This is a genomic window from Pseudoalteromonas sp. ABE4_541 (genome assembly GCF_056312285.1).
The window spans coordinates 381254-405100 of the sequence record NZ_JBSVEM010000001.1 but is presented as its reverse complement, the minus strand read 5'-3'; the positions used below and the strand labels follow the sequence as shown (position 1 = coordinate 405100).

Genomic DNA, 23847 nt, shown 5'->3' with positions numbered 1-23847 from the left:
ACTTGCAAATGGGTATGTCACAACGGTTACACTATGGAACGCAATCCTTCAGAAAATTCAACAAATCAGGATTTAGAGCAGCAATTGCTCAACGTGCTGGACTTTGTAACAGCACCACCCAATAGCGAGGATAAATTTCCAGATGAGAATGATCCTCAACAAGCGTTTAAAAAAGGGCTGTATTATTTGAAGGAAGAGGCGTTTCCTTTAGCTGCCAAATGGTTAAGGTTAGCGGCCATGTCAGGTAACCAAAAAGCACAGTTTTATATTGGACTGCTGTTCGTCAAGGGTCAAGGCGTGCCTCAAAGCCCCTTTCATGCTATGGCTTGGTTGGTACTTGCTCAAAGTCAGGGTATGGACGCAGCCACAGCAATGATCGAACAACTCAAGCCTCACCTAACAACCAAGCGTATCAAAGATGCGCAATGTTATGCCGCCACACTTTACGAGCAAATTCATCACCTCACGATGATCCAAGAAAAACTCTAGCTCCTCTTTAACTTTCAAGAACATGGATGTTTCTACAACTTCATTTTTTATGTCTTCAGTATTTTTTGTATAAAAAAGTATCAATATTTGCTTGCATCTAAACACTGTATAAACTACTGTATACAAATACTGTATATAACACCAGTGAGTTGATTATGTTACAAGCAAGTTCTGTTTTTGGTATTTCTGCAAGCTCCTCTCACACAGTTGAGGCAACAAGTGCATTTAATTGTGTTATTACTGAAGATGATATCAGTGCGAGTCTCGCACTATTAAAAATCATTCATCAGTGTAATCAAAAGAAAGGATGGACTTTACTCATTGCGCCTGACAACGTACCTAATAAAGCAATGATGGACAGCTGCTCAATTGACTCAAGTAAACTTTTGGTGATTAGGAAAAAGCATATTGTAGATTTGAACTATGTCTTAAGATCTGCGTTAAACAATGGAAACTTTGCCGCAGTGATAACTTGGACCGATGTTATAGAGCCAATTTCGCTTAAAGCTCTGAACTTACCAAGCTCAAACACAGATATTTTTTGCTTTAGCAAAAATGCACCTCAAGAAACGTGTACAATAGATTCATTGATATCTTAAAACAAAAACCTAATGTGTTATTGCTCCCTTCCAGAACCATTTGAACAATGTTGTGCGCCGTTTATCAATGGCACACAACGCCCTGCAACCGCCGAACAACTCATGCGTTCAAGATACAGTGCGTATTGCGTAAAAAATGCAGAGTATATTCGCACAACTTATGCAAGCTCACAGCAGCAGTATCATAGTATTGAAGACATTTTACTCTTTGCTCAGTCGGTACAGTTTATTAAATTAGAGATAATGAGCACTTCTGAAACGCTTGATGACAGTTACGTCGAGTTTAAAGCGACTTATATTGCAGATAATAAAGTTTGCATGCTGCATGAAAAGTCGCGTTTTATAACAGAGTCCGAGCACTGGAAATATCTAGATGGTGATATCTACCCAACCCCTGAACTCAAACTGGGTAGAAATGACAATTGCCCTTGTGGTAGCGGGAAAAAGTTTAAGAAATGCCACAGTAATTAGAGGGTGTTGAACTTTGAGGTATGACTATTGTTCAAATCAAAGGTTTTCAGTACCACAAACGCACGATGACATATAGTCATCAATGTGAGTAACTAGGCGGCGAAGCTTCTGCTTTGCCAAATAACCGAACAACTGCTGCAACACACTCAGCCACGAACAACGCGTCCTAATTTAACCTCAGCTGTGGATAAGAGTTTTGATAGCTCACAATAAATATGTTACAACCTCTTCAATCTAAAATAATGATATTTTGCTCAACACCAAGGTATTTCCGCTTGTTATTGCGCGCTGTTAAAAGTGAAAATAACGAAGAGAGTGAGCGAAATTGCTTTATTGGGCAAACTCGCTTATGTACAGCTGAGGTTAATTTATGCACTGAGTTGCAGTGCACTTTGCACTTCACCACTGGCAAGCTGATCATAAAAGCCCGCCGCGTTCATAGCGGGTTTTTCATTCACTGTGTCACCACTTTTAACTGACTCATAGCGTTTTCTTACCGAGAGCTCACAGTTGTCTACCACAACTAAAGGTACATGCTTTTTATCATTTCGTATCGCAAGAGGTTCAGGTGACAAACAATCATTTAGGCGCAGACTGGCCATACTACCTTCGCTGAGTATGCGCGCATTACTTTGGCCAATTAACATATCAAATTGTTCTGGCGCGAGTTCACGCTGAGGACCAATTTGTAATTCTTTTTTTAAGGCCTGCTCAGATAAATCAGCTTCTTGAAGTGGCGATTCCGGCAGGTGAAATTGGCTAAAGTCTAATGCATCTTGAGAAAGCATTGCCAATAGCATCGAAAAGTCAGCTCGACGTTGCTCAGTCACGCTTACAGAAAGCGACGTGCCAAGCTGATCTTCTCTGGTCAATACTGCATCAAGTTGCATATAGTTTCACCGATTAATTACGAATCTTCGTTTTTATCGGCATTTTTCAAATTTTCTTTAGCACTTTTCTTTACTTAATAAAAAACTTTGTTATTATCACCGCCGTTGTTTAGGAGGGGTTCCCGAGCGGCCAAAGGGATCAGACTGTAAATCTGACGGCACTGCCTTCGCTGGTTCGAATCCAGCCCCCTCCACCACAAACAACAAATACAATTTGGAGGGGTTCCCGAGCGGCCAAAGGGATCAGACTGTAAATCTGACGGCACTGCCTTCGCTGGTTCGAATCCAGCCCCCTCCACCAAATTGTATACTCCCATAAAAGAGGAGGGGTTCCCGAGCGGCCAAAGGGATCAGACTGTAAATCTGACGGCACTGCCTTCGCTGGTTCGAATCCAGCCCCCTCCACCACTTTTATCTATGTCTTATCAATAAATAGCTGCTTACCAAACTTTTTAAACCAAAGAACTGCTTCTCGATAATTATGATAGTGATAAGACACCAGCTGCCAGAACGCTTTATTGTGCGCTAGTATATGGCGGTGAGCTAATTCATGAACAACGACATAATCGATCATCGCTTGTGGTGCTCCTGCTAAAAGTACATTAAACGTCAACTCACCGCGGCTAGAGCAACTTCCCCATCGGCTCTTGTACTCCTTGTATTTTACGCTTTTGATTCCCGTATTCATTACTTTGCACAAATATGGAAGTCGACCCTCAATATACAGTTGCGTTTCATCGCTGAGTAGTTGGATCAATTGCTTTCTTAAAGCTGCAATATTGTCAATTTGCTTAACAAATACAGTTTGTGTTTCGTGCTCTACCCTTGACACTTCATTCGCGTTCGCAACCAATCTGTATGCTTGGCCAAATACCATTAATTCATTCGCATCCCAAGGTACTTGAGGCTGTACACCTGATTCTAGTTTGCGTTTTTGCTGAGTAACCCAAGCTTGCTTCGTTTCAAGCCAACGCTCAACTTCACTCATGCACGCACTATGTGGCACATAAACTTTGACTCCAGTATCCGTGACTTTTAGCGCCACGGTTTTACGCTTTTTACTCAACTGCAATTGATATTCAAACATCTTCATTTTTAAAATAATTTTGTCATGACCATTCTACCTCGCCAAATAGCTGCTAATCTATAAAATAAATGACTAAGGAGATCAGTAAGCTATGGCCGACAAACCCTGCTGTCAGTATCAATCACCCGATGGGCACCAATGCAAAGAAATTGATATGGGCTCAGGCCTATGCTTTTGGCACGATGCAAAATTTGATAAAAGTGGTTTAGAGTTAACACAAAAACTCGAGCGTTACGCAAAACGTGGCGGGCTACTTCAAGGTTTAGAACTGAAACGAGCCAACTTAGAAGGCCTTAACCTCGTTAAATTTGGTGACCACAATGGTTACGACTTGTCATACAGTAACTTCTACCGAGCCAACCTCCAAGGTGCCCACTTATTCAATAACACCTTTCGAAATGCATCTCTCATGAAAGCAGACCTTAGAGACGCCAATTTACATTGCTGTCATCTAGAGGGAACTAATTTGCTCGGTATAAAGCTCAATAACACACGCATGGATAACCTATTTCTCGGTGACAAGCTGCTTCAGGAGCAACAAGGACTTTCAGCCCTGAAAGAAAAACGAGTAGAAGATGCGAACGACCTCTTTTTACAATCTGAAGAAATATATCGATCCTTGAGGAAAGGAGCTGAACAACAAGGTTTGTTCGAAATGGCTGGCAAATACACTTACCAAGAACTTCGTATGCGTCACCAGCAATACCCGAAGTATTCACAAAGGCGGTGGGTATCAAGCTTTATCAATTTACTGTGTGGATATGGTGAAAAACCCGAAAACGTCATTCGCTTCAGTCTCAGCATGATCGTATTGTGCGCACTGCTCTATTTCATATTTGGCGTGACGTACAACGAGCAGTTACTGCAACTCGATTTTTCACAATCTGCTGCAGAAAACATAAGTGCATTACTTAATAGTTTCTACTTTAGCGTTGTCACATTCACAACGCTTGGTTATGGAGACATAACCCCAATCGGCATTTCACGATTTATCGCGGCCATCGAGGCATTTACAGGTAGTTTTTCTCTCGCGTTATTCGTTGTGGTCTTTGTTAAGCGAATGACACGTTAATTCACAACTTAGCCTGAGATCTCTATTTTAAGCTGGTTCAAAAAAGCCTTCATAAACTCAGTGCGTTTATACGCTTCTTGTTTCGCGGATTCCGTATGCATTTGCTCCGCGATATGAAGTAGCTTAATAAAAAAGTGATCAAGTGTGTAACGCATATCATCAGCTTCTCTATTTTGACAAAATGGATCATCTGGATGATATAAATGTCGAGCGATTGCTCCGCCAACTTTCATACAGCGGCTAACCCCTATCGCCCCGAGCGCATCCATCCGATCAGCATCTTGCACAATTTTGGCTTCCAATGTTTCAGGTGTTACATTCGCGCTGAAGCTATGGGCGACAATGGCATGATGTATCGCATCTAGTTTCGACACATCATAATTTATCGATTTTAAGAAAGTAACTGCTTTATCCGCAGCCATTTTCGAGGCACGAGCTCTATCGGGATGATTTTTTGCAACCGCCACACAGTCATGTAACCATGCAGCTGGTAACACAACAGCTAAATCAGCTTGCTCTTGCTCGGCTAGTTGTTTTGCCGTTTTCACGACTCTTTCTATGTGTGTAAGATCATGTGCAGTGTCAGCAAAAACACTATTGATCATAAAACTTTTACATGCCTGTTCAATATCTTGCATCATATTCTCTTGTATTTTTAGCCACTCTCAGTGACGCGAAAAATGAGATTTTATCTGTATTTTCACACTAAAATAATTCAGTGTGAGTAGTTACTATCACCTAAATGGGCCGATTATTCCTTTGTTACGATTGTATGTTGGCATGGCCTTCACTAAAATGGCAAGCATTCAATTTTGTAAGGAATTCTTATGTCTTGTGCCCTATATTTACAGCCTGGTCGAGAAAAGTCATTAAAACGTAAGCACCCATGGATTTTCTCTAAAGCAATCAAAAAAATAAAGGGCAAGCCTGCCTTAGGTGATACTGTCACTGTCTACACCCATGATGGAGAATTTTTGGCGACTGCCGCCTATAGTCCAGACTCGCAAATTCGCGCGAGAGTTTGGAGCTTTGATCAAAGTGAGCAAATTGACGTTTCATTTTTTCAAAAACGATTACGCCGAGCACTCGATGCACGACAACATGTTATTGCTGAAGGTGGACTCACTGGATATAGGCTATGCGCCGCAGAATCTGACGGCTTACCCGGCATCACCATAGATAAGTTCGATAACTATCTAGTTTGTCAATTACTCAGCGCTGGTGCTGAACGCCATAAATGTGATTTGCTCATGGCATTACGTGAGCTATTCCCCGATTGTTTTATCTACGAGCGTTCTGATGTTGATGTCCGCAAAAAGGAAGGGTTAGAAAAAACCAAAGGTGCCTTATGGGGCGATGCACCATTATCGTCTGTTATCATTGAAGAGAATGGCCTAAAACTAGAAGTTGATATTATCAATGGACATAAAACTGGTTTTTACCTTGATCAAAGAGATAGTCGCGCAGCGCTTGAGCGCTTTGTAAAGGATAAAGAAGTTCTAAATTGCTTCTGTTATACAGGTACCTTCGGCTTATATGCGCTGCGTGGCGGCTGCGAAAAGGTGATCAATGTTGACGTATCACAACCTGCTTTAGATACAGCTAAACGTAATGTTGAGCATAATAACCTAGACCTATCAAAAGCTGAGTTCGTTAAGCAAGATGTATTCAAATTATTACGCCAATACCGCGATGAAGGCCGATTATTTGACACTATCGTGATGGACCCGCCTAAGTTTGCAGAAAGTAAGGCTCAGCTAAATGGCGCGTGTAGAGGATATAAAGACATCAACATGATTGCGATGCAAATCTTAAAACCAGGCGGTACTTTATTAACATTCTCATGTTCAGGTTTAATGGAACAAAATCTATTCCAAAAAGTCGTCGCTGATGCAGCCCTAGATGCAGGGAAAGACTTGCTGATCGTTGAGCGCCTGAATCAAGCTGCTGATCACCCAATATCAGGCAACTACCCTGAAGGCTTTTACTTAAAAGGGCTCATTTGTAAGGTTTATTAAATTGCAGTTACTCTGTGGCTTTATAAAAGTCACAGAGTAAAATCAGTTATGCGAACAGCAACAGAAAAAATGAGCATAACAAGCAGCTCTGAGCTTACTTCGGTAAAATATAAATACATGGGCCATACAATGTCCCCCTTTAGAGTCTGTATGGCCTACATGATAGAATTTAGTTGAATTGAGTTATTTCAAGCCCCAGAGTGTACTGGTCTTCTTGTTCATTAGAGCAGCGAATAACCTTAGCATGTGCATTCAAAGGAGGGATGGCAGCGCTGGTTGAATCAATATGCACTTCCATCATTGTATTAGGTTCAACGGGTTCTTGGACTTCTATAGATAAGCCTGTTGCACTTAAATCATGACACACCCCTTCAAGTCGCTGCCCTGACTCTATTACTGTCAGTTGTGCTTTCGTATCAACTAACATGCGCATAAATCGACGTTTGTCTTCATGCAACATAACTTCCCCCTATACCATAGTCTTTAATTTTTCTAATAAGGATTGAATGGTAAAAGGTTTGACAACATAGGCATCGCAACCAGCTTCGTAGCCTGCTTGTTGTTCTTGCTCTGACTCCAAACCAGATACCATCACAACAGGAATATCTTTGGTTTCTGGCGTATTTTTTAGCATCCGACACGTATCGTAACCATCCAAGCCTGGCATACAAACATCTAGCAAAATTGCATCTGGTTTATGCGCGATGGCATTTGAAAGACAGCTTTTCCCCGAATCCGCATAGCTAAGTTCAAAGGCGCCAGAAAGCGCCATGCTAAGCATTTCGTAGTTAAAATACTCGTCATCTACCACTAATACGTGTGGTGTAGTATTCCCTGTTCGCTGAGCGGACATAGTCGATGTCACTTCCTTTACAAGATCCAAAAATAGTTCCTCTTAATAAGGTAATTGGCTTAGTACAAATTGCAAGCAAATTGAACAATTATTCGCTCTCTTTTAGCGCGTTCATCACCCGTTTTGCCGATATTGGATAAGGCGTACCAAGGGTTTGCGCAAACAAAGATACGCGTAGCTCTTGCTGCATCCAAAATATAGACTGTATATTATCCGGTATTGGCAGCCCTTTTGGAATGCGCGAAATCGCTTTTTGATAAGCCTCTGCCACTTTTTCTAGATCTAAAACGCATAATCTATCTCTATTTGGGTCTACTGGGAGCTTTTCTAAGCGTTTTTCTATCGCTTTCATATATCGCAGCAGGTCGGGCAACTTATCTGCACCATGCGCGCTAACAAACCCTTTAAAAATGAGTGACTCTAACTGAGACTTAATATCACCGTGTGCGGTGATCATAGTTAAGTCAACACGGCCTTTCATACGTTTGTTAATACCATGAGCAACACTCAACACTTGTTCAACTTGAGTCGCGATCGACACGACAGTATCCCCAAGCTCTCCGCGCACTTGCTCCTTTGCTAACTCAAAAGTTTGTTCGTCTCTTACGTCTGGATACTGAGAGAGTAACTGATCAACACCCGCAGCAATACAATCGTCAATTAGGTCTTGCACTTTACCAAATGGGTTAAAATACAAACCTAATTTAGACTTGTTGGGTAAGTTCTGCTGCAAATACTTTATCGGCGATGGTACATTGAGCAGTACCAGTCGACGCAATCCCTTTTTATGCTGTGCAAACGCTTTAACTTCGCTATCAAAGAGCTCAATTGCCGTACTGTTTTTCTTATCTACTAAAGCAGGAAACGCTTTAATTTCATAATTACCCTGTTTTTTCGTGTACTCACTTGGTAAGTCACCAAACTGCCACTGAGTAATTTCAGTTTGCTCAATCCCATCCTCAGCAACTTGAGATAGTGTATCTGATACTTTGCCTTGTAGTTGATCTTTAAGCTTTTGCAATTCAAAGCCGTGGGCCAGTGCCACGTTATCATCCCCCACAACTTGAAACTGTATTTTCAAGTGCGTATCCAGCGCATTCAGATCCCAGTCTTCTGGTTTAACTTTAACACCTGTCATGCGTAATAAACGCGTGCTTAGTGCTTCAATAAGCGAACCTTGCATTGGCTCTACCGCAGCCAGAACAGCGTCGGCATAGTTGGGGGCTGGCACGAAGTTACGTCTTAAGTTCTTCGGCAAGCTCTTGATCAAACCACATATAAGTTCATGACGGAACGCTGGAATATGCCAATCAAACCCTTGTTCAGTTACTTGATTTAATAATGCTAATGGAATATTCACCGTTACCCCATCAATGGCTTGCCCAGGCTCAAAGTGGTATTCAAGAGGTAACATGATATTCCCTTGATGCCAAACATCCGGGTAGTCAAATTCGGTAATTTGATCCGCGCCATGTTGCATCAAGAATGACTTTTCCATGTGCAAAAAGCGCTTGTCTTTTTGCTTTTGTTTTTTCCACCAATGATTAAAACCAGCTCGAGTGCAAACATCTTGTGGAATACGTTCATCATAAAACTCAAACAACGTTTGCTCATCCACCAAAATGTCGCGCCGACGAGCTTTTTGTTCTAGCACATGAATATCATCAATTAATGACTGATTATGTTGCAAAAAGCCTTCATTTTGACCAAGTTGCTGCGCAACCAACGCCTCCTTGATGAATAACTCTCGACACAATTTTGGCTCAATTTGTGAGTACACCGTGCGCTTACGCGCCACGATAATAAGCCCAAATAATGTCTGCTGTTCAAAAGCAATGATACAACCAGGCTTTTTCTCCCAATGTGGTTCACTAAAGCTTCTTTTAACAACGTGTTGTGCTAACGGCGCGACCCAGTTCACATCAATTTTTGCGTTCATTCGCGCATAAAGCTTACTCGTTTCAACCAGCTCAGCTGACATTAACCATTTAGGACTTTTCTTAAATAAACTGGAACCAGGAAAAATATGGAATAAGCTATTGCGAGCACCTTTGTAATGCTTATTTTCGTCTTTTGCGCCTATGTGGCTCAGCATACCGCTTAGTAAAGCTTGGTGAACATTGTCCAGTTCGGCCTGGTTGTCACTCAACTTCATGCCCATTTCTTCACAGATAGTTGTCACCTGATAGACAATATCTTGCCACTCTCGCACACGCATATAAGCTAAAAAGTCTTTTTGGCAAAGCTTTCTAAATTGCGCTCTAGACAATTCTTCTTGTTGTTGCTCAATGTAGTACCACAAGTTTAAGAATGCGACAAAGTCTGAATCTGGGTGTTCAAAACGCGCGTGTTTTTCATCAGCGGCTGCACGCTTTTCTTGTGGTCGCTCACGAGGATCTTGAATTGAAAGCGCAGCGACAATGACAATAACTTCTCTAAGCGCTCCTAGCTTGTCAGCGGTAAAAACCATTTTTGCGAGTCGTGGATCAATCGGCAAACGACTTAATGTACGTCCAGATGGCGTTAATTTAGTGGCATGACGCCGTTTGCTTGGATAAACAGCTTCAAGCTCTTCAAGTAGCGCAATACCATCATTTATATTTCTATTGTCTGGTGCTTGAACAAATGGAAATTGAGTAATATCACCCAGACCTAAACCCAACATTTGCAAAATTACCGATGCTAAGTTGGTGCGTAAAATTTCAGGGTCGGTAAACTCCGGACGTGATAAAAAGTCTTCTTCTGAATACAAACGAATACAAATGCCCGCTTCAACACGTCCACATCGACCTTTTCGCTGATTAGCGCTGGCTTGTGAAACTGCCTCAATAGGCAAACGTTGTACTTTGGTTCGATAGCTATAGCGACTGATCCGAGCAGTTCCTGGATCAATCACATAGCGTATGCCCGGCACGGTTAAAGACGTTTCTGCAACATTGGTTGACAAGACTATACGCCGCTGACTATGTGGCGCAAAGATTCTGTTCTGCTCAGCATTCGACAGGCGCGCATACAAAGGGAGTATTTCAACCCCTTTTAAATTGCGTTTAGACAGCGCGTCAGCAGTGTCACGAATTTCCCGCTCACCATTCATAAAGATCAGAATATCGCCAGGCCCCTCATCGCACAGCTCATCAACTGCATCAAAAATCCCTTGAAGCTGATCGCCTTGTGCCTCACTGTCATTACTCTGCGTATCTAATACGGGTCGATAGCGCACTTCTACAGGGTATGTACGTCCAGATACTTCAATGATAGGCGCATTATTAAAATGCTTAGAGAATCGTTCTGGATCAATCGTTGCAGAGGTGATGATAACCTTTAGATCTGGGCGCTTCGGCAATAAGTTTTTCAAGTAACCCAAAATAAAATCAATGTTTAAACTGCGCTCATGCGCCTCATCGATAATAATGGTGTCATATTGGTTTAGATATCTGTCTTGCTGGATTTCTGCTAACAAAATACCATCTGTCATTAGCTTTACGTAGGTGTTATCAGAGACCTGGTCGCTAAAGCGGATCTTAAAGCCCACTTGTTCACCCAATGAACACTCAATTTCTTCAGCAATGCGATTGGCAACACTTCTAGCTGCCAAACGTCTTGGTTGTGTATGACCGATATATCCATCTATACCTCGGCCTAACTCCAAACAAATTTTTGGTAACTGTGTGGTTTTACCAGAACCAGTTTCACCCGCAACAATAACTACCTGATTGTTGGCTATTGCTTGTTTTATTTCATCTTTCTTTTGGCTAACAGGGAGTTGTTCTGGGTAGGAAACCTTGGGCAATTGCTCTGTGCGAGTCACTTTAAGCGATTGACTCTTTACAATGGCACTTTCAATACTCGCAACTACTTTACGCTGTTTTTCTGAATCTTCGATTTTGTTCGCGCCGTGCAAGCGCTTTTTTAAAATAAACTGGTCTTTCTTTAAACAAGATTTTAGCTCAGCAAACAGTGGTCCTACACTCACTACACAACACCTATTTATAATTCATCAGATCCGGCGTAGTGTATCAAAAACCGCTTACTGAGCCTATGCTGTAGTGAAGAATATCAAACGATTTAGGAACTATTTAGTATTTGTCGCTATACAAAACGATGACCTGACAAATAAGTATCATGCAAGTGTTTATCTAATGCGAGTAACACATTCGCTCGACTTATCACACCAAGCAACCGCCCATCTTCATCCACAACGGGATATAATTTTGGTTTATTCACCGTCATTCTATCAGCGATTTGTACAACACTATCATTTGGGCCTACACATACCGGCTCGGCATTCATTACATCTCCCACAACACTGTGCGACTCATTCTGATAAGTTGCCTCAAGCATTTTACGAAGGCAGTCCTGCTCAGATAAAAAACCTACAACCTGTTTGTTACTGTCTATAACAGGTCCGCCCGATTGACCGCTCTGTAATAATTTTTCAACCGCAGACTCTACTCGCATATCTACATTAAAAGTCACCGGACGGTGATTAAGATAATCTGCCACTTTGATTGATTGCATAGTTATTTTGCTCCATATAAAAACGCCAGCAACTTAACTATAGCTGGCGCGCATGGAATTGCCTGTTTTTCAATCCTTTTTGAAGATCCCAACGTACGCTTTTTGCCCCTGTGATTTGCTTGCGCGATACATTCCTTTCGTATTGAATGGCATGCTGATATGTCCTTGGTTATCAATAATAATGACTCCACCTGTACCACCAATAGGCGCCAACACCTGGTGTATCACTTCGTTTCCAGCTTGTTCAATTGTTTTGTTTTGATATTGCACCCGAGCGCAAATATCACTAGCGACACTATAGCGAATAAAATACTCACCATGGCCAGTCGCAGATACTGCACATGAGCGATTATCCGCGAATGTCCCGGCACCAATGATAGGAGAATCTCCAATACGACCAAAACGCTTGGCAGTCATTCCACCTGTTGAAGTGCCAGCGGCTAGATTGCCTTGTTTATCCAGCGCAACAGCGCCCACTGTACCCATTTTATATTCTGATGGCAGCGCTTGATGCAATGCTTGGTATGCTCGCTTACTCTCTTTTGCATTGAGCTTCTGCTTAGCTTTTTGTAATGCCTCAAAGCGATGTGGCGTGTCAAAGTAGTCATTTTCAATCAGCAGCACCCCTTGGCGCTTAGCAAACTCCTCCGCGCCTTCTCCACTCAACATGACATGTACTGAGTCGGTCATCACCTGACGAGCCAAATTAATTGGATTTTTAATGTGCTTTACACCCGCAACGGCGCCTGCTTGTCTATTCCGCCCATCCATAATTGATGCATCCAATTCATGCTTACCGTCAAAAGTGTACACAGCGCCTTTTCCTGCATTAAAAAACTCTGAGTCTTCCAAAATATTAATTGCGGTTGTAACAGCGTCTAGGCTCTCGCCACCGGCATCCAATACTTTGTAACCGGCTTCAACCGCTTCTAATAATTTAGCTCGGTATGCGGCTTCTTGCTTTGCTGTAAATTTGCTTTGCTCTATTGTCCCTGCACCACCATGGATTGCGATAGCAATTGGCTTTGAACCCGCAAAGACATTTATGCTCATAAGAGACAACGCAGTCATGGATAAGTAAAGTAATGAGTTAAGTTTCATTTTAATCCCCTTTTTATATTAACTTGCGGGGAATAGATCAGACTTGCAATAAAAATCGACCAAATGCTAGGGCACAAAAAAAGCACCCGCAGGTGCTTTTTAAATCTAAGCTTTTATTAAGCTGAGCGCTTTGCTTTTAAACGTGCTAAACGCGCTACTTGGTGCGTTGATGTTAAGAACGCAAAGATTGGCGCCAGGTAACCACGCTTACGAAGCTCTAGGTATTCTTCGTCGCTTAGTTCATTTAGCTTGCGCTCGTCTATTAGGTAAATACCATTGATGTCTTTTTTCTCGCCTTGGATTTCAACAGTCAGTGTTTGTTGAACAAGTAGTTCTTTATCTGCAAGGTACTGAGTAAATGTTTCAGTTACACGAGAAAACTCGATGAAGTTAACTAGCGCTTCTTTACGACGAGCTAGATACTCAGTTTCTTTACCGTCTTCAAATAGTGCGTTACCAGTTTCTTCACCTACTAGCGGGCTTGCTTCATCAATCACAATACCGTACTGATCTTCTTCTGGGTGCTTGATCAAGCCAAACGGGTAACGAGTTACTGCAAGTGGTGCAAAACCAGCTGTCCATTTACCTTCTTCAACGAATAGGTTTTCGCCCGGCGCCAGGCCAAACATAGCAACAGCTTGAAACTGACCTGTTTCGTTATTTTTTACAAACGCCATTGGGAACTCAGTTGCTACACGAGCGAATTCGTGAGCTACAACTGGAATTAAGTGCTGTGTTTTAAGAAATTCAACGTTGATGCCGTTTTGTACTTTGAAGTTGGCATGTTTCTCGTTGTGTAGAGGCTGCACTTGTTGCTCCGCCATAATACTACTCCATTCATTTTTGTAATCATTACTTGTGTGGCCCTAAGGCTAAAGGTTTTGGGTCCAAATTGGAAGTTAAATCTTTTATGCTGTGCCGCTTCAAATGTCATTGCATTTTTACAAGTCGCCGTTCTGTTTTTGCAATTTTTGTTACATCGTTATAATAATTTCTTTCATGTCGATTACTTAGTTACTTTTAACCACCATCGTTGAAGAAAAGTTTCTGCCAGCAATATTAACGCGAAACATTTCAATTGCGCCGCGTTTTTGCATAGTGACAAACACGCTTTTACCATCTTCTCCGCCAAAAGCTAAATTGGTTGGATGCTGACCTTTGAGTTGAATTTCTTTAAGTAATTTGCCTTGTGGAGACACGATAGCAATTGTTCCAGCCCCATATCGCGCAATATATAAGTTCCCTAGTTTGTCAGTCCGCATACCGTCTAAGCCAAAATCCTTAAATTCAATGAGCAGCTGTTTATTAGATATTTGGCCTTTTTCATCAAGACGATAACGCCACACCTTCCGTTGTACACTTTCATTAACATACAGTGATTTATTATCCGGACTCACCGCAACACCATTAGTGGTGCCCATGTTTGCTTCAAGCAAATGCGTGCTGCCATCACTATCAATGCGCCACAAATTGCCCGTACTGGTTTGCCAATTGGGATCGCTGGCAAACAAAATACCGTTATCCATAATAGCTAAGTCATTAGGCTGATTCATGTTGTTATTGTGAGCATAAACACTGAGGTGTTTAGAAGCATCAATATCTTTTTTAAGTCCGGCGGCAGATATGCGCAGCACATTATGATTAACATAATCGGCGATAAACATATTACCTAGTTTATCAAAGCGAATGCCGTTGCCCACAGAACCATTGGGCAAGGTTAATAGCTTGGTTGCTTTGCCTTTTCCTGCAACCAATCCAATGGTGCCTTGTAGGCCATAATTAACCGCAAACAGCCTACCTTTCGCATCCACAGCTGGCCCTTCTACACCTTGTGTAAACACCCCATCTTCTATCCAATCTTGTGTTTGCACATGAGTATGTTGGGCGGCAACATTGCTCGCAACTAATAGCAAGGCAGCTAATTGTAATTTCATGGTATTCCTTATTTGCATGCTAAATATAAATCTCGTAACGGATAAATCGCCGCAATGACAGTTTCATCTTTCAGCTTTTGTAAATTCAACAAATCATATTGGGATATTGTCTGTTCGGTATGATTTTGACACCCAAACAAGACTTTTCGACCAAGTTCCACAAATCCGAGCAACTTGCCCACGGTTTTTACTTCATCGTGTAGCAAAGGACTTTTTGCTAATAAGTGATTGTTTTCTTGCAGCACCTGTTGCCAATGGACGAGCCGCTCAGCTATCACTAAGAGCTGCGTATCATCACCGTTAATATATTGCTGTACACTATTCCCCAGAGCGCGCACTACCGCGCTTTCCACAGTCAAAAAATCAACAAAAGAGTTCAATGGCGCTTGTTGATGGTATTCACTCTTAAGATATTTAATATGATGGCGAGTGTAGTAATGACTCGGTTCTACCATTTGCGCCATTGTATTGAGCAGCTCAATTGTGGCTATCCGCTCTTTTTCACTGAGATCTTTACTGATCAAGCGGTTAAAGCCTTGTTGTTGTTGAGTTTGATGCACCAACCTCACTACCCTATGAGCATAGATATCCATTTTTTCTAACCGAGCGTACATACTCTGTGTGTTGATAAGCGATTTACTAGACCATAAGCGTTCAGCAATGGCATATGTCCTTGGCCAAATGCGTAAGTCAATATTGTCTTCGGTGACCATTTCACTCCAAATAGTTGCTTCTGCACCTAAAATAAGGGCTTCTTGCGCCTTGGTAAGCGAAGGTGAAAAGCTAACCGATTGTAGATGCTCTGAACTTGTAAACTCAACAGGATAACGGCTATTGCCAATCAACACCCAACCACCGCTGTGCTCAAGATCAAACTCAAATTTAAGCGGTCCCATCCAACTATCCATGGTCACCACCAAGCGCGCGCTCACATCATCTTTTGAATTTTCAAGGCGTGCTACTCGGTGATGGTTGTTATTCAACTTAATCAGCACTTGCTGACCAAACGTAAGTAATTCGCCTTTCACGTCGCTCCCTTTAAGGCGCTTTATTTGAAAAGCTTGACGCAACTTTTGTGGCTGAGATAAGTTCACTTTTTGCAGAGCTTTTTGTGGGTCGTTGCGATAGTGATAGTGTGTATATTGCGGCTGATCGATATAAAATCCCGTTGATAACGCGCCTTTGTAGCCACTTTTCGCTGCGTTATACAAAGAATCATGACCACGCCAAGATTGTACGACCACATTTTTGGGTAAATTCGGGTGTAATATTTCATCCCAACCCATCATGATCCTATCGTACTTATTCACAATTCTTTGCAGTCGTGCATTGAAGTAGCTTTGTAATTCCTGACCATTACTGAGCTCTTGCTCTGCCATCAGTTTTTGAATGTCTTTACTTTCAAGCCACTGCTGTGGGTCAACTTCATCACCGCCAATATGTAGATATCTATCTGGAAAAAGTGCTGTCATTTGTGCAAATAACTTATCAATAAAGTCATACACTTTGGGATCAGCAATATTCAGCAATGGCTTAAATACGCCCCAATGACGTTGCATCGTGTATGTGCGTTGCTCGGTGATTAACTCGGGATATGCAACCGCTATCGCACTGGCATGACCCGGCATACCAAACTCAGGCACCACTCTGATCCCAAGCAGTGCTGCATAGTGAACAACGTCCTTAACTTGCTGCTGGCTGTAAAACTGTCCATCAGAAGCACGCTCCGTCAATTCTGGAAATGCCTGACTCTCAATCCGCCAGCCTTGATCGTCGGTCAGATGCCAGTGCAATACATTGAGTTTGGCAGACGCCATACCATCCAACTGGCGTTTGACCGTTTCAACCGATATGAAGTGACGCACACTATCTAAAAGCAATCCACGCCACACAAAGCGAGGGCTGTCAATGATATTTGCATGTGGAAAAACAACTCGATGATTTTTACCACGTGACGCTAATTGCGACAGTGTAGTTAAGGCATGTTGCGCACCAAAAACAGAATGAGCACGGATCACAATACCACTGCCCGAAATGTTCAGCTGATAACGCTCGTCATCCCCAAACTGAGGCACTAGTAACGTTTGCTCTTTAGACTCAACCACTATAGTAAGGTGCGCTGGTTTTTCATCAGCCACAAACCATGACGTTTTTTTGCCTGTGATACGCGTGAAATGCATCGCTAACTTGTCTAACTGAAACTGAGTCCGTTGCCCAGAAAAGCCTTCAATCGACACGTTCAGCGCCCTCGATAGTTGTAACTTACCAGCTTGCAACTGAACTGACTGAGGCATAGGCATGAGCGGCAATTCGCACATTGCGGTGCAGCTCACCAACAAGCTTATCAAACAAATCACAGATTGACAGAGCGTACTACGCACAAGTAGCCTCCTGATCACTAAGCCTTGGCAACTGGTGAGAGTCAATCAAAGCGCCATGATGTTGGATCACTATAGCTGCCACTTTATGGGCAAATTGTGCGGCTTGCATCTTTGCTTCAATCGTCTGTGAACCACAGCTCAACCACTTAGCAATAAACCCAGCCGCAAAAGCGTCACCAGCAGCACAAGTATCAACAATAGCGCACGGATCAAGTGATTCAGCTTCAACAAGAATATGTTCTTTATCGTTTGCACGTTTGACAATGCAAGGCAAAGCACCTTGACGGATCACCAACAATTGATCAGTGTGAGAACGATAACGAGCGAGTACTTCTTCTATCGTTTGTGTGCCGTGAATAGCAAACTCATCGTCAAGCGTTAGAAATGCTATATCAGCCAGTGTCATCACGGCTTGATATACGCTTTGAGGCTGCCTATCACGCCATAGAGTGGGACGATAATTGTTGTCGAAAAAAATAATGCCTCCCCGTTTTTTAAAGGTGCTCAGTAAATGCAATAAATGGCTAAGTTGCGCATCACACAAAATTGCTAAACTGATCCCTGACAGGTAAATCGTATCAACCGTTTTATGCGTCAATGCCAAAGTTAAAGATTCATTGATATTGAAATACTCGCGAGCAGCACTTTGCGCACGCTCAAATCTAAAGCTGCGCTCTCCACTCTTTGACACTGTGATCCAATACTGCCCCATGGTTTTGTGTTCAAGCCGCTCGACAAATTGCTCCCCTATTTGCGCTTCTTTCATGACATGTGCAAACCGCTGACTGTGACGATCGCAACCAATGGCAGTTGCATAGTGCAAGTTTATTGTTTGTAAGTGAGTTTGTTTTATGAGCGATGCTAGATACCACGCCGTATTAAATGTATCGCCCCCAAAATGTCGACTTCCATCTGCACGATGTTCCAGCATACATTCGCCAAAAAATACCATTGTTCGAATAAATGGCCTCATGACACCACCTGCTCTTGCTGTGCTGCTGCGGCTTTATTTTTTGTCAGTACGCTGACGACAATACCTAACAACACAGTGCCACAAAGTGTTGGAATAATGGGGTTACCAAAGTAACTTAGCCAAACGCTGTTAGCACTGACAGCTAGAGCTGTAAAGCTGCCAGCAAATAGGGTTGCCAAGCTCCCCTGCCATGTGTACCCAGGCCAAAATCGGCCCAATAAGCCCATCACACATAACCCAGCTAGCACCACTGACACCATTTTTGTGATGTAACTGATAATGTCATTAGCTAGCAGCGCCAACATCAGTGCAATAAATACCGTCATTAACATCGCTAATCGAGATACTAACAGCTGCTTGTCTACTGCAATCTCGTTTTGCGTACACCGTTTATAAATGTCATTGATAAGCACACTCACACCCGCGATTGCATCTGAGCTTGCGCTGGATAAAGTCGCTGAAATCCCCGCCAACAGGATAAAACTCCCTAAAGTCACTGGAAGCATGTTGAGGGCTATGTAGGGAAATGCATAAGCGGAGTTTTCTAAATCGCCATTGATTAAATAAGCGCAAATACCTATCACGGCGGGGATCAATGAAAACCCTAAATACAGCACGCCAGAAATAGCAAACGACAGCCGAATGCTCTTTACACTTTGCGCAGAATAAATGCGCTGCCGAAATGAGGGCGTTGCAAGCACCCCGACGAGAATCGCCAATGACAGTGAAATTGCGGGAAGTAAACCAATGCTTTGATATGACAGCCAACCGCGCTCACTGGCAACTTTATTACTGCTTATGACCTGCCAACCACCAATAAAATCAACAGCGAAATAAGCCATCAGTAAAAAGCCTACAAACAAGATAATGGCTTGGACTGCATCAGTCCAGACCACCGCTGAGTAGCCGCCTAATGATACATACACAGCCAATCCAATACCAATGAACAGTTTGGCGCTACTCTCATCTATGCCTGTCAACCAAGATAGATACATGCCACCTCCTATCAAGTGAGCCCCTAGCCAACCTATACTGGCAACATAAATGACCACAGCCACTACCTTATGCACACTACTGTTGTTACCCACATAACTTGCCAGTTCTTCACTCATTGTCGCAAATGCTTGCGCACGAGCTGGGGCAAACAACCAAGCGAGCAATAGAATGCCCATAGCACCACCGATACCATACAGCGTCCCTGCCCACGAATGCTGATATGCAAAACCAACCGCCCCCATTGATGAGCCTGTCCCCACCATGGTTGCGACTGTGGTGCCTAAAGTAAGTACTAAGGGCACCTGACGTCCGGCCAATAGGAAGTCATCACTGGAGCGTTGCCAACGAGATACCAACCAGCTGATGACTACCATCACGCACAAATAAACCAAAAATGCGAACAAAAACATCCCCTGACTCTGTGACATATCCCCTCCTCAAATTGCCGTTATTTTGAAGCTCAATCGCCCTTGTAGCAGGTCACGTCAACCTCAACTTTGCAATCAACAACCAAGTCGGCAACCATACAAATTCGCGCAGGAGGGTGTGCACCAAATATTTCAGCAAACACTTTATTGAACGATTGAAAATATCGCGCATCAGTGAGTATCACCGACACATGAGTGACATGCTCAAGCCCATAGCCTGCCTCTTTCATAATGGCTATACAGTTGTTGATGGCTAATCGAGACTGCTCAACGATACCGGCTTCTACCACCTCACCATCGCGCATCGGTGTTTGCCCAGAAACCTTAAGCCAGCCACCTGCCTCTACAGCTTTTGCAAAAGGTAAATGCTGTCCACCTGTGCCCGTGCCACCTTCGGCACCAATTCTTTTTATTGCCATACTAGTCTCTCGTTATTTTTATTTGTTGTTGGATATTGGTTAGAAACTTTCCAGCTCGTCCATAGTCAACTATTGACTCAATATTGGCACCTGCAACATAGCTGAGCTTGCCATTTACCCACACCCGCTCAATGCCCTCTGCGGGCTGTTTAGGTTGACTATACGTGGCTGTATCGCAAACCCTTTTAGGGTCAAACAGAACAAGATCGGCATAATTACCCTCTTTGATCTCACCGCGCTTGTGTAGTTGGAATTGCCGCGCTGGCAACGCTGTCATTTTATGGATAGCTAGTGCTAAAGGCAGTGTTTGTTCCGATTGGCTGTAATGCCCTAGGACTCTGGGAAAAGTCCCCCACAACCTTGGGTGTGGATGAGGATCGCAAGGCAATCCATCAGAGCCAATCATACTATATTCATAACGTAAGAATTGTTTCACGTCCTCTTCTAACATGCAGTGATAAACAGCCCCTGCAGGCTGAAGTTTTTTGGCCGTATCAAACAATGACAACTGCCATTTTGAAGCAATATCTTGCAACGTATTTTTCGCCATTTCAGGGTGAGGTTCAGACCAAGTAATATATATTTCAGTGTCCGGTGTTACTTGGTTTAGATCTAAAGTACTCGAGCTTGCAGAATACGGATAACAATCGCAGCCAATGCTTTGGTGTCTACGCTGTTTTTCAAAATGTGCGATAACCTCAGGCGCTCTGCCCCAGTTATCTCTTCCAGCACACTTAATGTGAGAAATAACCAAAGGAATATCTGCGTGCTTAGCAGTAGAAAATGCTTCGTCCATCGCATCTAGAATACCGCCAAATTCGGTACGCAAATGCGTGGTATAAATACCACCAAAAGGCTTAACCACTTGCGCGAGCGTATTGACTTCATCCATGCTTGACGCTTTGGCATTGTAGTAAGCAAGTCCAGAGCTTAAGCCCAACGCGCCTTGCTCCATTGCCAGCTCCAACATCGCCTTCATTCTCGTTATTTCATTTTGGTTAGCAGGTTGTGTTAAATCTGCGACCACTTGGGCCCGTAAGCTGGTATGGCCAATCAACATTGCCAAATTCACACTGGGCGCAGCGTGTGAAAAAGCACTCCGATAGTGTGCTAATTCTTGGTATCTTAACTGGCTTTTTGTACCAAGAAGGTTGATTGGGTCAACAGGTTCAATGTCTTTGCAATAAGGTGCAGCACTGATCCCACAATTACCTGCAATAACCGTTGTCACCCCCTGACTTACCTTGCTGAGCATATGGGGATTGCGGAGCACCTCCAGATCATCATGAGTGTGCACGTCGATAAACCCTGGGGCCAATACCAGTCCAGTTGCATCGACACGGTTTGCTGCACTCAATTGGCTACAGTCGCCCACAGCAACAATTTGGTCTTTATCAATCGCCACATCCATTATGTTTGCATGTGCCATTGGCCATTGATAAATGGCGGCATTTTTTATAATGAAATCAACGTCCATGATCTTCAAAATGATTAATCTCCCAAAGGAAAGCGTGTATCTGCCGGCGGTGTGTTATTACTTTCGTTACGATGTTGATCCAGTCGCATTTTTAAGCGCCTTAGCTTTTCTTTTGAGCGCTTTTGATTACGTACGGCTACCTCGCTAGAAAGGATATCGACCGCAGCCATCATCGCATAACGTGCTGCACTGGGTTTGAAAATGTAATCACTTTCTTGAGTTTTAATGGGAAGGTGAAAATCAGCGATATCAGCCAGCGCACTATCGGGGCATATAGACACAATTTGTGCGCCATATTCTTTTGCTATGCGAGCGGCTTCCATCACGTCAGGAGAAACGCCACTCAATGATAAGCAGATCACAACATCATTTTTATTGACCGTCGCTGCCGCCATTCGCATCATCATGGGATCTGAATGCGCGTTACTTAATACATCGAGGCGAAATAAACGATTTTGACATTCTTGCGCCATCATACTGCTGCCGCCTCCCACACCGAACACCAAACAGTGTCGAGTATCACAAATAGCATCAGCGGCTAGCTCAACCACTTGCTCTTCAATCAAGCCAACATTTATCGCGAGGATCTCTTGAATAGAAGCGTATACATGGGAGAGTTTCTCTTTATCGACAAACTCTGGATTGGTAAAACGCTCACCAATGGCCGCCGATTGAGTCAGTTGAAACTTTAGATCTCGGACATTGTCACACCCTAAAGTACGCGCCAGCCTCGTGATACTGGCGTGACTCACCTGGGCTTTTTCAGCTAGCTCACTAATGGATGCGCTTGCAGCGAAAGTTAATTCACTGATGATGAGTCTGGCCACCTTTTCTTCTGCCGGACTAAAGTGCCCTAACCCTTCTTTAATTTTACTAATAATATCCAAGCCTTTGCCTCTATTAAAAATGTGTCGTAATGGTTTTAGAGATCACCCAGTCTTTCTCAACTACGCCAATTTGTTTCCATTTATCAAACGTTAAACACGGGTGAGAAGTAGAAAAACAGAGCATATCACCCACTTTGAATGCACAACTATTTGGGAACCGCAACATCGCATGCTGGTCCATGATTTTCTCAAGATAAACATTGCCTTGTAATTTCTGAAGTTGCCTACAGCTTTTATCATAATGCCATTCAGGTTTTGGTAAACCTGCGTCAAATGCCACATCGCGCTTGCCCATACCCACAATAGCACGGCCCGCTTCAGGAACTGACATCACGTATGCCCAGATGAACAAACTAGACACCAACTCCCCGCGCACATCACACGCTATTTCACTGCGCTTGAGTATGGCTTGCTACGCATCTTGGTAAATGCCAGTGTCATGAATAAGATAGCAACCGGGACGAATAACCAATTTAAATTGCGTTTGCTTGGCGCTTTGTTTCATCATTTGAGTAACAACATCGTACCAAGCTGAACCCGCCCCCGTGATAATTGGTTGCGTGTTTGAGAACGCCCCTTGCTGATGCAATTGCTCAGCGCGTGTCATCACTTCACCTACAAATTGGGCAACGCGTTGCTGTGCATTGTCCCCACCGATCACGCCTTCATAAAATCCAAGGCCCATCACTTGTAAAGATGGATAGGCTTGGCATGCTTGGAGTAATGCTTGTAACTCACCCTCTGTTCGAACACCACATCGCCCCGAAAATACCCCGACTTCCAGTAACACATTAAGCTTTACATCCTGCTTGTCAAAAAACGACCCCAGCGCATGAACGTTGTCTATCGAGTCAACAAAGCAATAAAACTCCAATGGTCTTGTTTTAAGTAAAGTCGCCACCAATTCAAAGTGGAAGTTTCCAACTAATTGATTGGCTAAAATCACGCGTTCTACGCCTGCTTCAACCGCACTTATCAATTGTGGCACGGTCGCAAGGGTAATTGCCCAAGCCCCCATATCGAGTTGATATTGAAACAACTCTGTCGACATAGTCGTTTTACCATGAGGTGCAAGTAACACATTGTTATGCTTTGCAAACTGTGCCATCCACTGAGCATTTTGTGTAAGCGCTTCTTGGCGCACTACTGCTGCGGGTAAACTGACTTGCTCAGCAAGAATATCCCACCCAGAGTGCTGTAACTTTAGTGTATCTCCAGAGCCTTTGAGAAACTCGCTCATGACTATGTACTCCT

General features: G+C 43.2%; 23 protein-coding genes and 3 tRNA genes. 8 read left to right on the top strand and 18 right to left on the bottom strand.

All coding sequences use genetic code 11. The features are described from left to right. The first annotated feature begins 33 nt into the window (after positions 1-33). The 3 genes from ACW689_RS01965 to ACW689_RS01955 all read left to right on the top strand — a co-directional run bounded on the left by ACW689_RS01965 (position 34) and on the right by ACW689_RS01955 (position 1559). The gene (locus ACW689_RS01965) at positions 34-489 is read left to right on the top strand and encodes a tetratricopeptide repeat protein (protein ID WP_476288044.1); all 456 of its coding nucleotides are present in this window, start codon (positions 34-36) and stop codon (positions 487-489) included. 155 nt (positions 490-644) lie between these two features. Next, on the top strand, positions 645-1088 hold the full coding sequence (locus ACW689_RS01960) for a SulA-like leucine-rich domain-containing protein (RefSeq protein ID WP_476288042.1): 444 nt from the start codon (positions 645-647) through the stop codon (positions 1086-1088). A gap of 12 nt (positions 1089-1100) precedes the next feature. Continuing rightward, positions 1101-1559 (top strand): YchJ family protein, encoded by a 459-nt coding sequence (locus ACW689_RS01955; protein ID WP_476288040.1) that lies wholly within the window; start codon positions 1101-1103, stop codon positions 1557-1559. A 368-nt stretch (positions 1560-1927) separates the two neighbouring features. Here ACW689_RS01955 and ACW689_RS01950 read toward each other — a convergent pair whose 3' ends face one another. Further along, positions 1928-2449 (bottom strand): VC2046/SO_2500 family protein, encoded by a 522-nt coding sequence (locus ACW689_RS01950; protein ID WP_476288038.1) that lies wholly within the window; start codon positions 2447-2449, stop codon positions 1928-1930. A 112-nt stretch (positions 2450-2561) separates the two neighbouring features. On the opposite strand from ACW689_RS01950, the gene ACW689_RS01945 reads away from it, so the two are divergent. From ACW689_RS01945 to ACW689_RS01935, 3 genes are all read left to right on the top strand, one after another. After that, positions 2562-2646, top strand: a tRNA-Tyr gene (locus ACW689_RS01945). 19 nt (positions 2647-2665) lie between these two features. Continuing rightward, a tRNA-Tyr gene (locus ACW689_RS01940) sits at positions 2666-2750 on the top strand. Between the two features lie 22 nt (positions 2751-2772). Next, a tRNA-Tyr gene (locus ACW689_RS01935) sits at positions 2773-2857 on the top strand. A 7-nt stretch (positions 2858-2864) separates the two neighbouring features. Here ACW689_RS01935 and ACW689_RS01930 read toward each other — a convergent pair. Next, positions 2865-3536, bottom strand: coding sequence for a M48 family metallopeptidase (locus ACW689_RS01930; protein WP_476288036.1), 672 nt, complete (start codon positions 3534-3536; stop codon positions 2865-2867). A 91-nt stretch (positions 3537-3627) separates the two neighbouring features. Here ACW689_RS01930 and ACW689_RS01925 point away from each other — a divergent pair, with 91 nt between their 5' ends. After that, complete coding sequence (locus ACW689_RS01925) at positions 3628-4608, top strand: ion channel (protein ID WP_476288034.1); 981 nt, start codon at positions 3628-3630, stop codon at positions 4606-4608. A gap of 8 nt (positions 4609-4616) precedes the next feature. Here ACW689_RS01925 and ACW689_RS01920 read toward each other — a convergent pair whose 3' ends face one another. Then, a complete protein-coding gene (locus tag ACW689_RS01920) occupies positions 4617-5246 on the bottom strand; it encodes an HD domain-containing protein (protein WP_476288308.1) in 630 nt (209 codons plus the stop codon). Between the two features lie 189 nt (positions 5247-5435). Between ACW689_RS01920 and ACW689_RS01915 the strand changes: the two genes are divergently transcribed. Continuing rightward, on the top strand, positions 5436-6626 hold the full coding sequence (locus ACW689_RS01915; protein WP_476288032.1) for a class I SAM-dependent methyltransferase: 1191 nt from the start codon (positions 5436-5438) through the stop codon (positions 6624-6626). Between the two features lie 169 nt (positions 6627-6795). Here the strand turns inward: ACW689_RS01915 and ACW689_RS01910 are convergent, their stop codons facing one another. From ACW689_RS01910 to ACW689_RS01840, 15 genes are all read right to left on the bottom strand, one after another. Beyond that, a complete protein-coding gene (locus tag ACW689_RS01910) occupies positions 6796-7086 on the bottom strand; it encodes a PilZ domain-containing protein (protein ID WP_476288030.1) in 291 nt (96 codons plus the stop codon). Positions 7087-7095: 9 nt separating this feature from the next. After that, entirely contained in the window at positions 7096-7479 is a 384-nt protein-coding gene (locus tag ACW689_RS01905) for a response regulator (protein ID WP_476288306.1), read from the bottom strand. Between the two features lie 88 nt (positions 7480-7567). Then, positions 7568-11452 (bottom strand): ATP-dependent RNA helicase HrpA, encoded by a 3885-nt coding sequence (hrpA, locus tag ACW689_RS01900; protein WP_476288028.1) that lies wholly within the window; start codon positions 11450-11452, stop codon positions 7568-7570. A gap of 116 nt (positions 11453-11568) precedes the next feature. Then, positions 11569-11997, bottom strand: a complete 429-nt coding sequence (locus ACW689_RS01895) for a CBS domain-containing protein (RefSeq protein ID WP_476288026.1) — start codon at positions 11995-11997, stop codon at positions 11569-11571. 69 nt (positions 11998-12066) lie between these two features. Beyond that, on the bottom strand, positions 12067-13098 hold the full coding sequence (locus ACW689_RS01890; protein WP_476288024.1) for an isoaspartyl peptidase/L-asparaginase family protein: 1032 nt from the start codon (positions 13096-13098) through the stop codon (positions 12067-12069). 116 nt (positions 13099-13214) lie between these two features. Continuing rightward, a complete protein-coding gene (locus ACW689_RS01885) occupies positions 13215-13922 on the bottom strand; it encodes a SapC family protein (protein WP_476288022.1) in 708 nt (235 codons plus the stop codon). Between the two features lie 186 nt (positions 13923-14108). Next, positions 14109-15032: an SMP-30/gluconolactonase/LRE family protein gene (locus ACW689_RS01880; protein ID WP_476288020.1), complete on the bottom strand. Its 924-nt coding sequence runs from the start codon at positions 15030-15032 to the stop codon at positions 14109-14111. Between the two features lie 8 nt (positions 15033-15040). Next, complete coding sequence (locus tag ACW689_RS01875) at positions 15041-17413, bottom strand: beta-N-acetylhexosaminidase (RefSeq protein ID WP_476288018.1); 2373 nt, start codon at positions 17411-17413, stop codon at positions 15041-15043. Beyond that, on the bottom strand, positions 17406-18344 hold the full coding sequence (locus ACW689_RS01870) for a PfkB family carbohydrate kinase (RefSeq protein WP_476288016.1): 939 nt from the start codon (positions 18342-18344) through the stop codon (positions 17406-17408). Before ACW689_RS01870 ends, ACW689_RS01875 begins: the two co-directional genes overlap by 8 nt. A gap of 38 nt (positions 18345-18382) precedes the next feature. Further along, positions 18383-19810: a sodium:solute symporter family protein gene (locus tag ACW689_RS01865; protein WP_476288014.1), complete on the bottom strand. Its 1428-nt coding sequence runs from the start codon at positions 19808-19810 to the stop codon at positions 18383-18385. A 32-nt stretch (positions 19811-19842) separates the two neighbouring features. Beyond that, positions 19843-20229: a RidA family protein gene (locus ACW689_RS01860; RefSeq protein ID WP_476288012.1), complete on the bottom strand. Its 387-nt coding sequence runs from the start codon at positions 20227-20229 to the stop codon at positions 19843-19845. A gap of 1 nt (position 20230) precedes the next feature. After that, positions 20231-21706 carry an N-acyl-D-amino-acid deacylase family protein gene (locus ACW689_RS01855; protein ID WP_476288304.1) on the bottom strand — a complete coding sequence of 492 codons (1476 nt, stop codon included), beginning with the start codon at positions 21704-21706 and terminating at the stop codon, positions 20231-20233. Positions 21707-21720: 14 nt separating this feature from the next. Then, positions 21721-22593 carry a MurR/RpiR family transcriptional regulator gene (locus tag ACW689_RS01850; protein ID WP_476288010.1) on the bottom strand — a complete coding sequence of 291 codons (873 nt, stop codon included), beginning with the start codon at positions 22591-22593 and terminating at the stop codon, positions 21721-21723. A 13-nt stretch (positions 22594-22606) separates the two neighbouring features. Beyond that, positions 22607-22954, bottom strand: a complete 348-nt coding sequence (locus ACW689_RS01845) for a hypothetical protein (RefSeq protein WP_476288008.1) — start codon at positions 22952-22954, stop codon at positions 22607-22609. Positions 22955-23005: 51 nt separating this feature from the next. Next, entirely contained in the window at positions 23006-23833 is an 828-nt protein-coding gene (locus ACW689_RS01840) for an alanine racemase (RefSeq protein WP_476288006.1), read from the bottom strand. Between the last annotated feature and the right edge of the window lie 14 nt (positions 23834-23847).

Excerpts from the sequence above, each read along its gene's own strand:
- ACW689_RS01870 (WP_476288016.1), bottom strand. The coding sequence starts at position 18,344 with ATGCTGGAACATCGTGCAGATGGAAGTCGACATTTTGGGGGCGATACA.
- ACW689_RS01890 (WP_476288024.1), bottom strand. The coding sequence starts at position 13,098 with ATGAAACTTAACTCATTACTTTACTTATCCATGACTGCGTTGTCTCTT.
- ACW689_RS01910 (WP_476288030.1), bottom strand. The coding sequence starts at position 7,086 with ATGTTGCATGAAGACAAACGTCGATTTATGCGCATGTTAGTTGATACG.
- ACW689_RS01855 (WP_476288304.1), bottom strand. The coding sequence starts at position 21,706 with ATGGACGTTGATTTCATTATAAAAAATGCCGCCATTTATCAATGGCCA.
- ACW689_RS01880 (WP_476288020.1), bottom strand. The coding sequence starts at position 15,032 with ATGAAATTACAATTAGCTGCCTTGCTATTAGTTGCGAGCAATGTTGCC.
- ACW689_RS01925 (WP_476288034.1), top strand. The coding sequence starts at position 3,628 with ATGGCCGACAAACCCTGCTGTCAGTATCAATCACCCGATGGGCACCAA.
- ACW689_RS01950 (WP_476288038.1), bottom strand. The coding sequence starts at position 2,449 with ATGCAACTTGATGCAGTATTGACCAGAGAAGATCAGCTTGGCACGTCG.
- ACW689_RS01955 (WP_476288040.1), top strand. The coding sequence starts at position 1,101 with ATGTGTTATTGCTCCCTTCCAGAACCATTTGAACAATGTTGTGCGCCG.
- ACW689_RS01895 (WP_476288026.1), bottom strand. The coding sequence starts at position 11,997 with ATGCAATCAATCAAAGTGGCAGATTATCTTAATCACCGTCCGGTGACT.
- ACW689_RS01885 (WP_476288022.1), bottom strand. The coding sequence starts at position 13,922 with ATGGCGGAGCAACAAGTGCAGCCTCTACACAACGAGAAACATGCCAAC.
- ACW689_RS01840 (WP_476288006.1), bottom strand. The coding sequence starts at position 23,833 with ATGAGCGAGTTTCTCAAAGGCTCTGGAGATACACTAAAGTTACAGCAC.
- ACW689_RS01930 (WP_476288036.1), bottom strand. The coding sequence starts at position 3,536 with ATGTTTGAATATCAATTGCAGTTGAGTAAAAAGCGTAAAACCGTGGCG.
- ACW689_RS01915 (WP_476288032.1), top strand. The coding sequence starts at position 5,436 with ATGTCTTGTGCCCTATATTTACAGCCTGGTCGAGAAAAGTCATTAAAA.
- ACW689_RS01860 (WP_476288012.1), bottom strand. The coding sequence starts at position 20,229 with ATGGCAATAAAAAGAATTGGTGCCGAAGGTGGCACGGGCACAGGTGGA.
- ACW689_RS01865 (WP_476288014.1), bottom strand. The coding sequence starts at position 19,810 with ATGTCACAGAGTCAGGGGATGTTTTTGTTCGCATTTTTGGTTTATTTG.
- ACW689_RS01920 (WP_476288308.1), bottom strand. The coding sequence starts at position 5,246 with ATGCAAGATATTGAACAGGCATGTAAAAGTTTTATGATCAATAGTGTT.
- ACW689_RS01965 (WP_476288044.1), top strand. The coding sequence starts at position 34 with ATGGAACGCAATCCTTCAGAAAATTCAACAAATCAGGATTTAGAGCAG.
- ACW689_RS01960 (WP_476288042.1), top strand. The coding sequence starts at position 645 with ATGTTACAAGCAAGTTCTGTTTTTGGTATTTCTGCAAGCTCCTCTCAC.
- ACW689_RS01905 (WP_476288306.1), bottom strand. The coding sequence starts at position 7,479 with ATGTCCGCTCAGCGAACAGGGAATACTACACCACACGTATTAGTGGTA.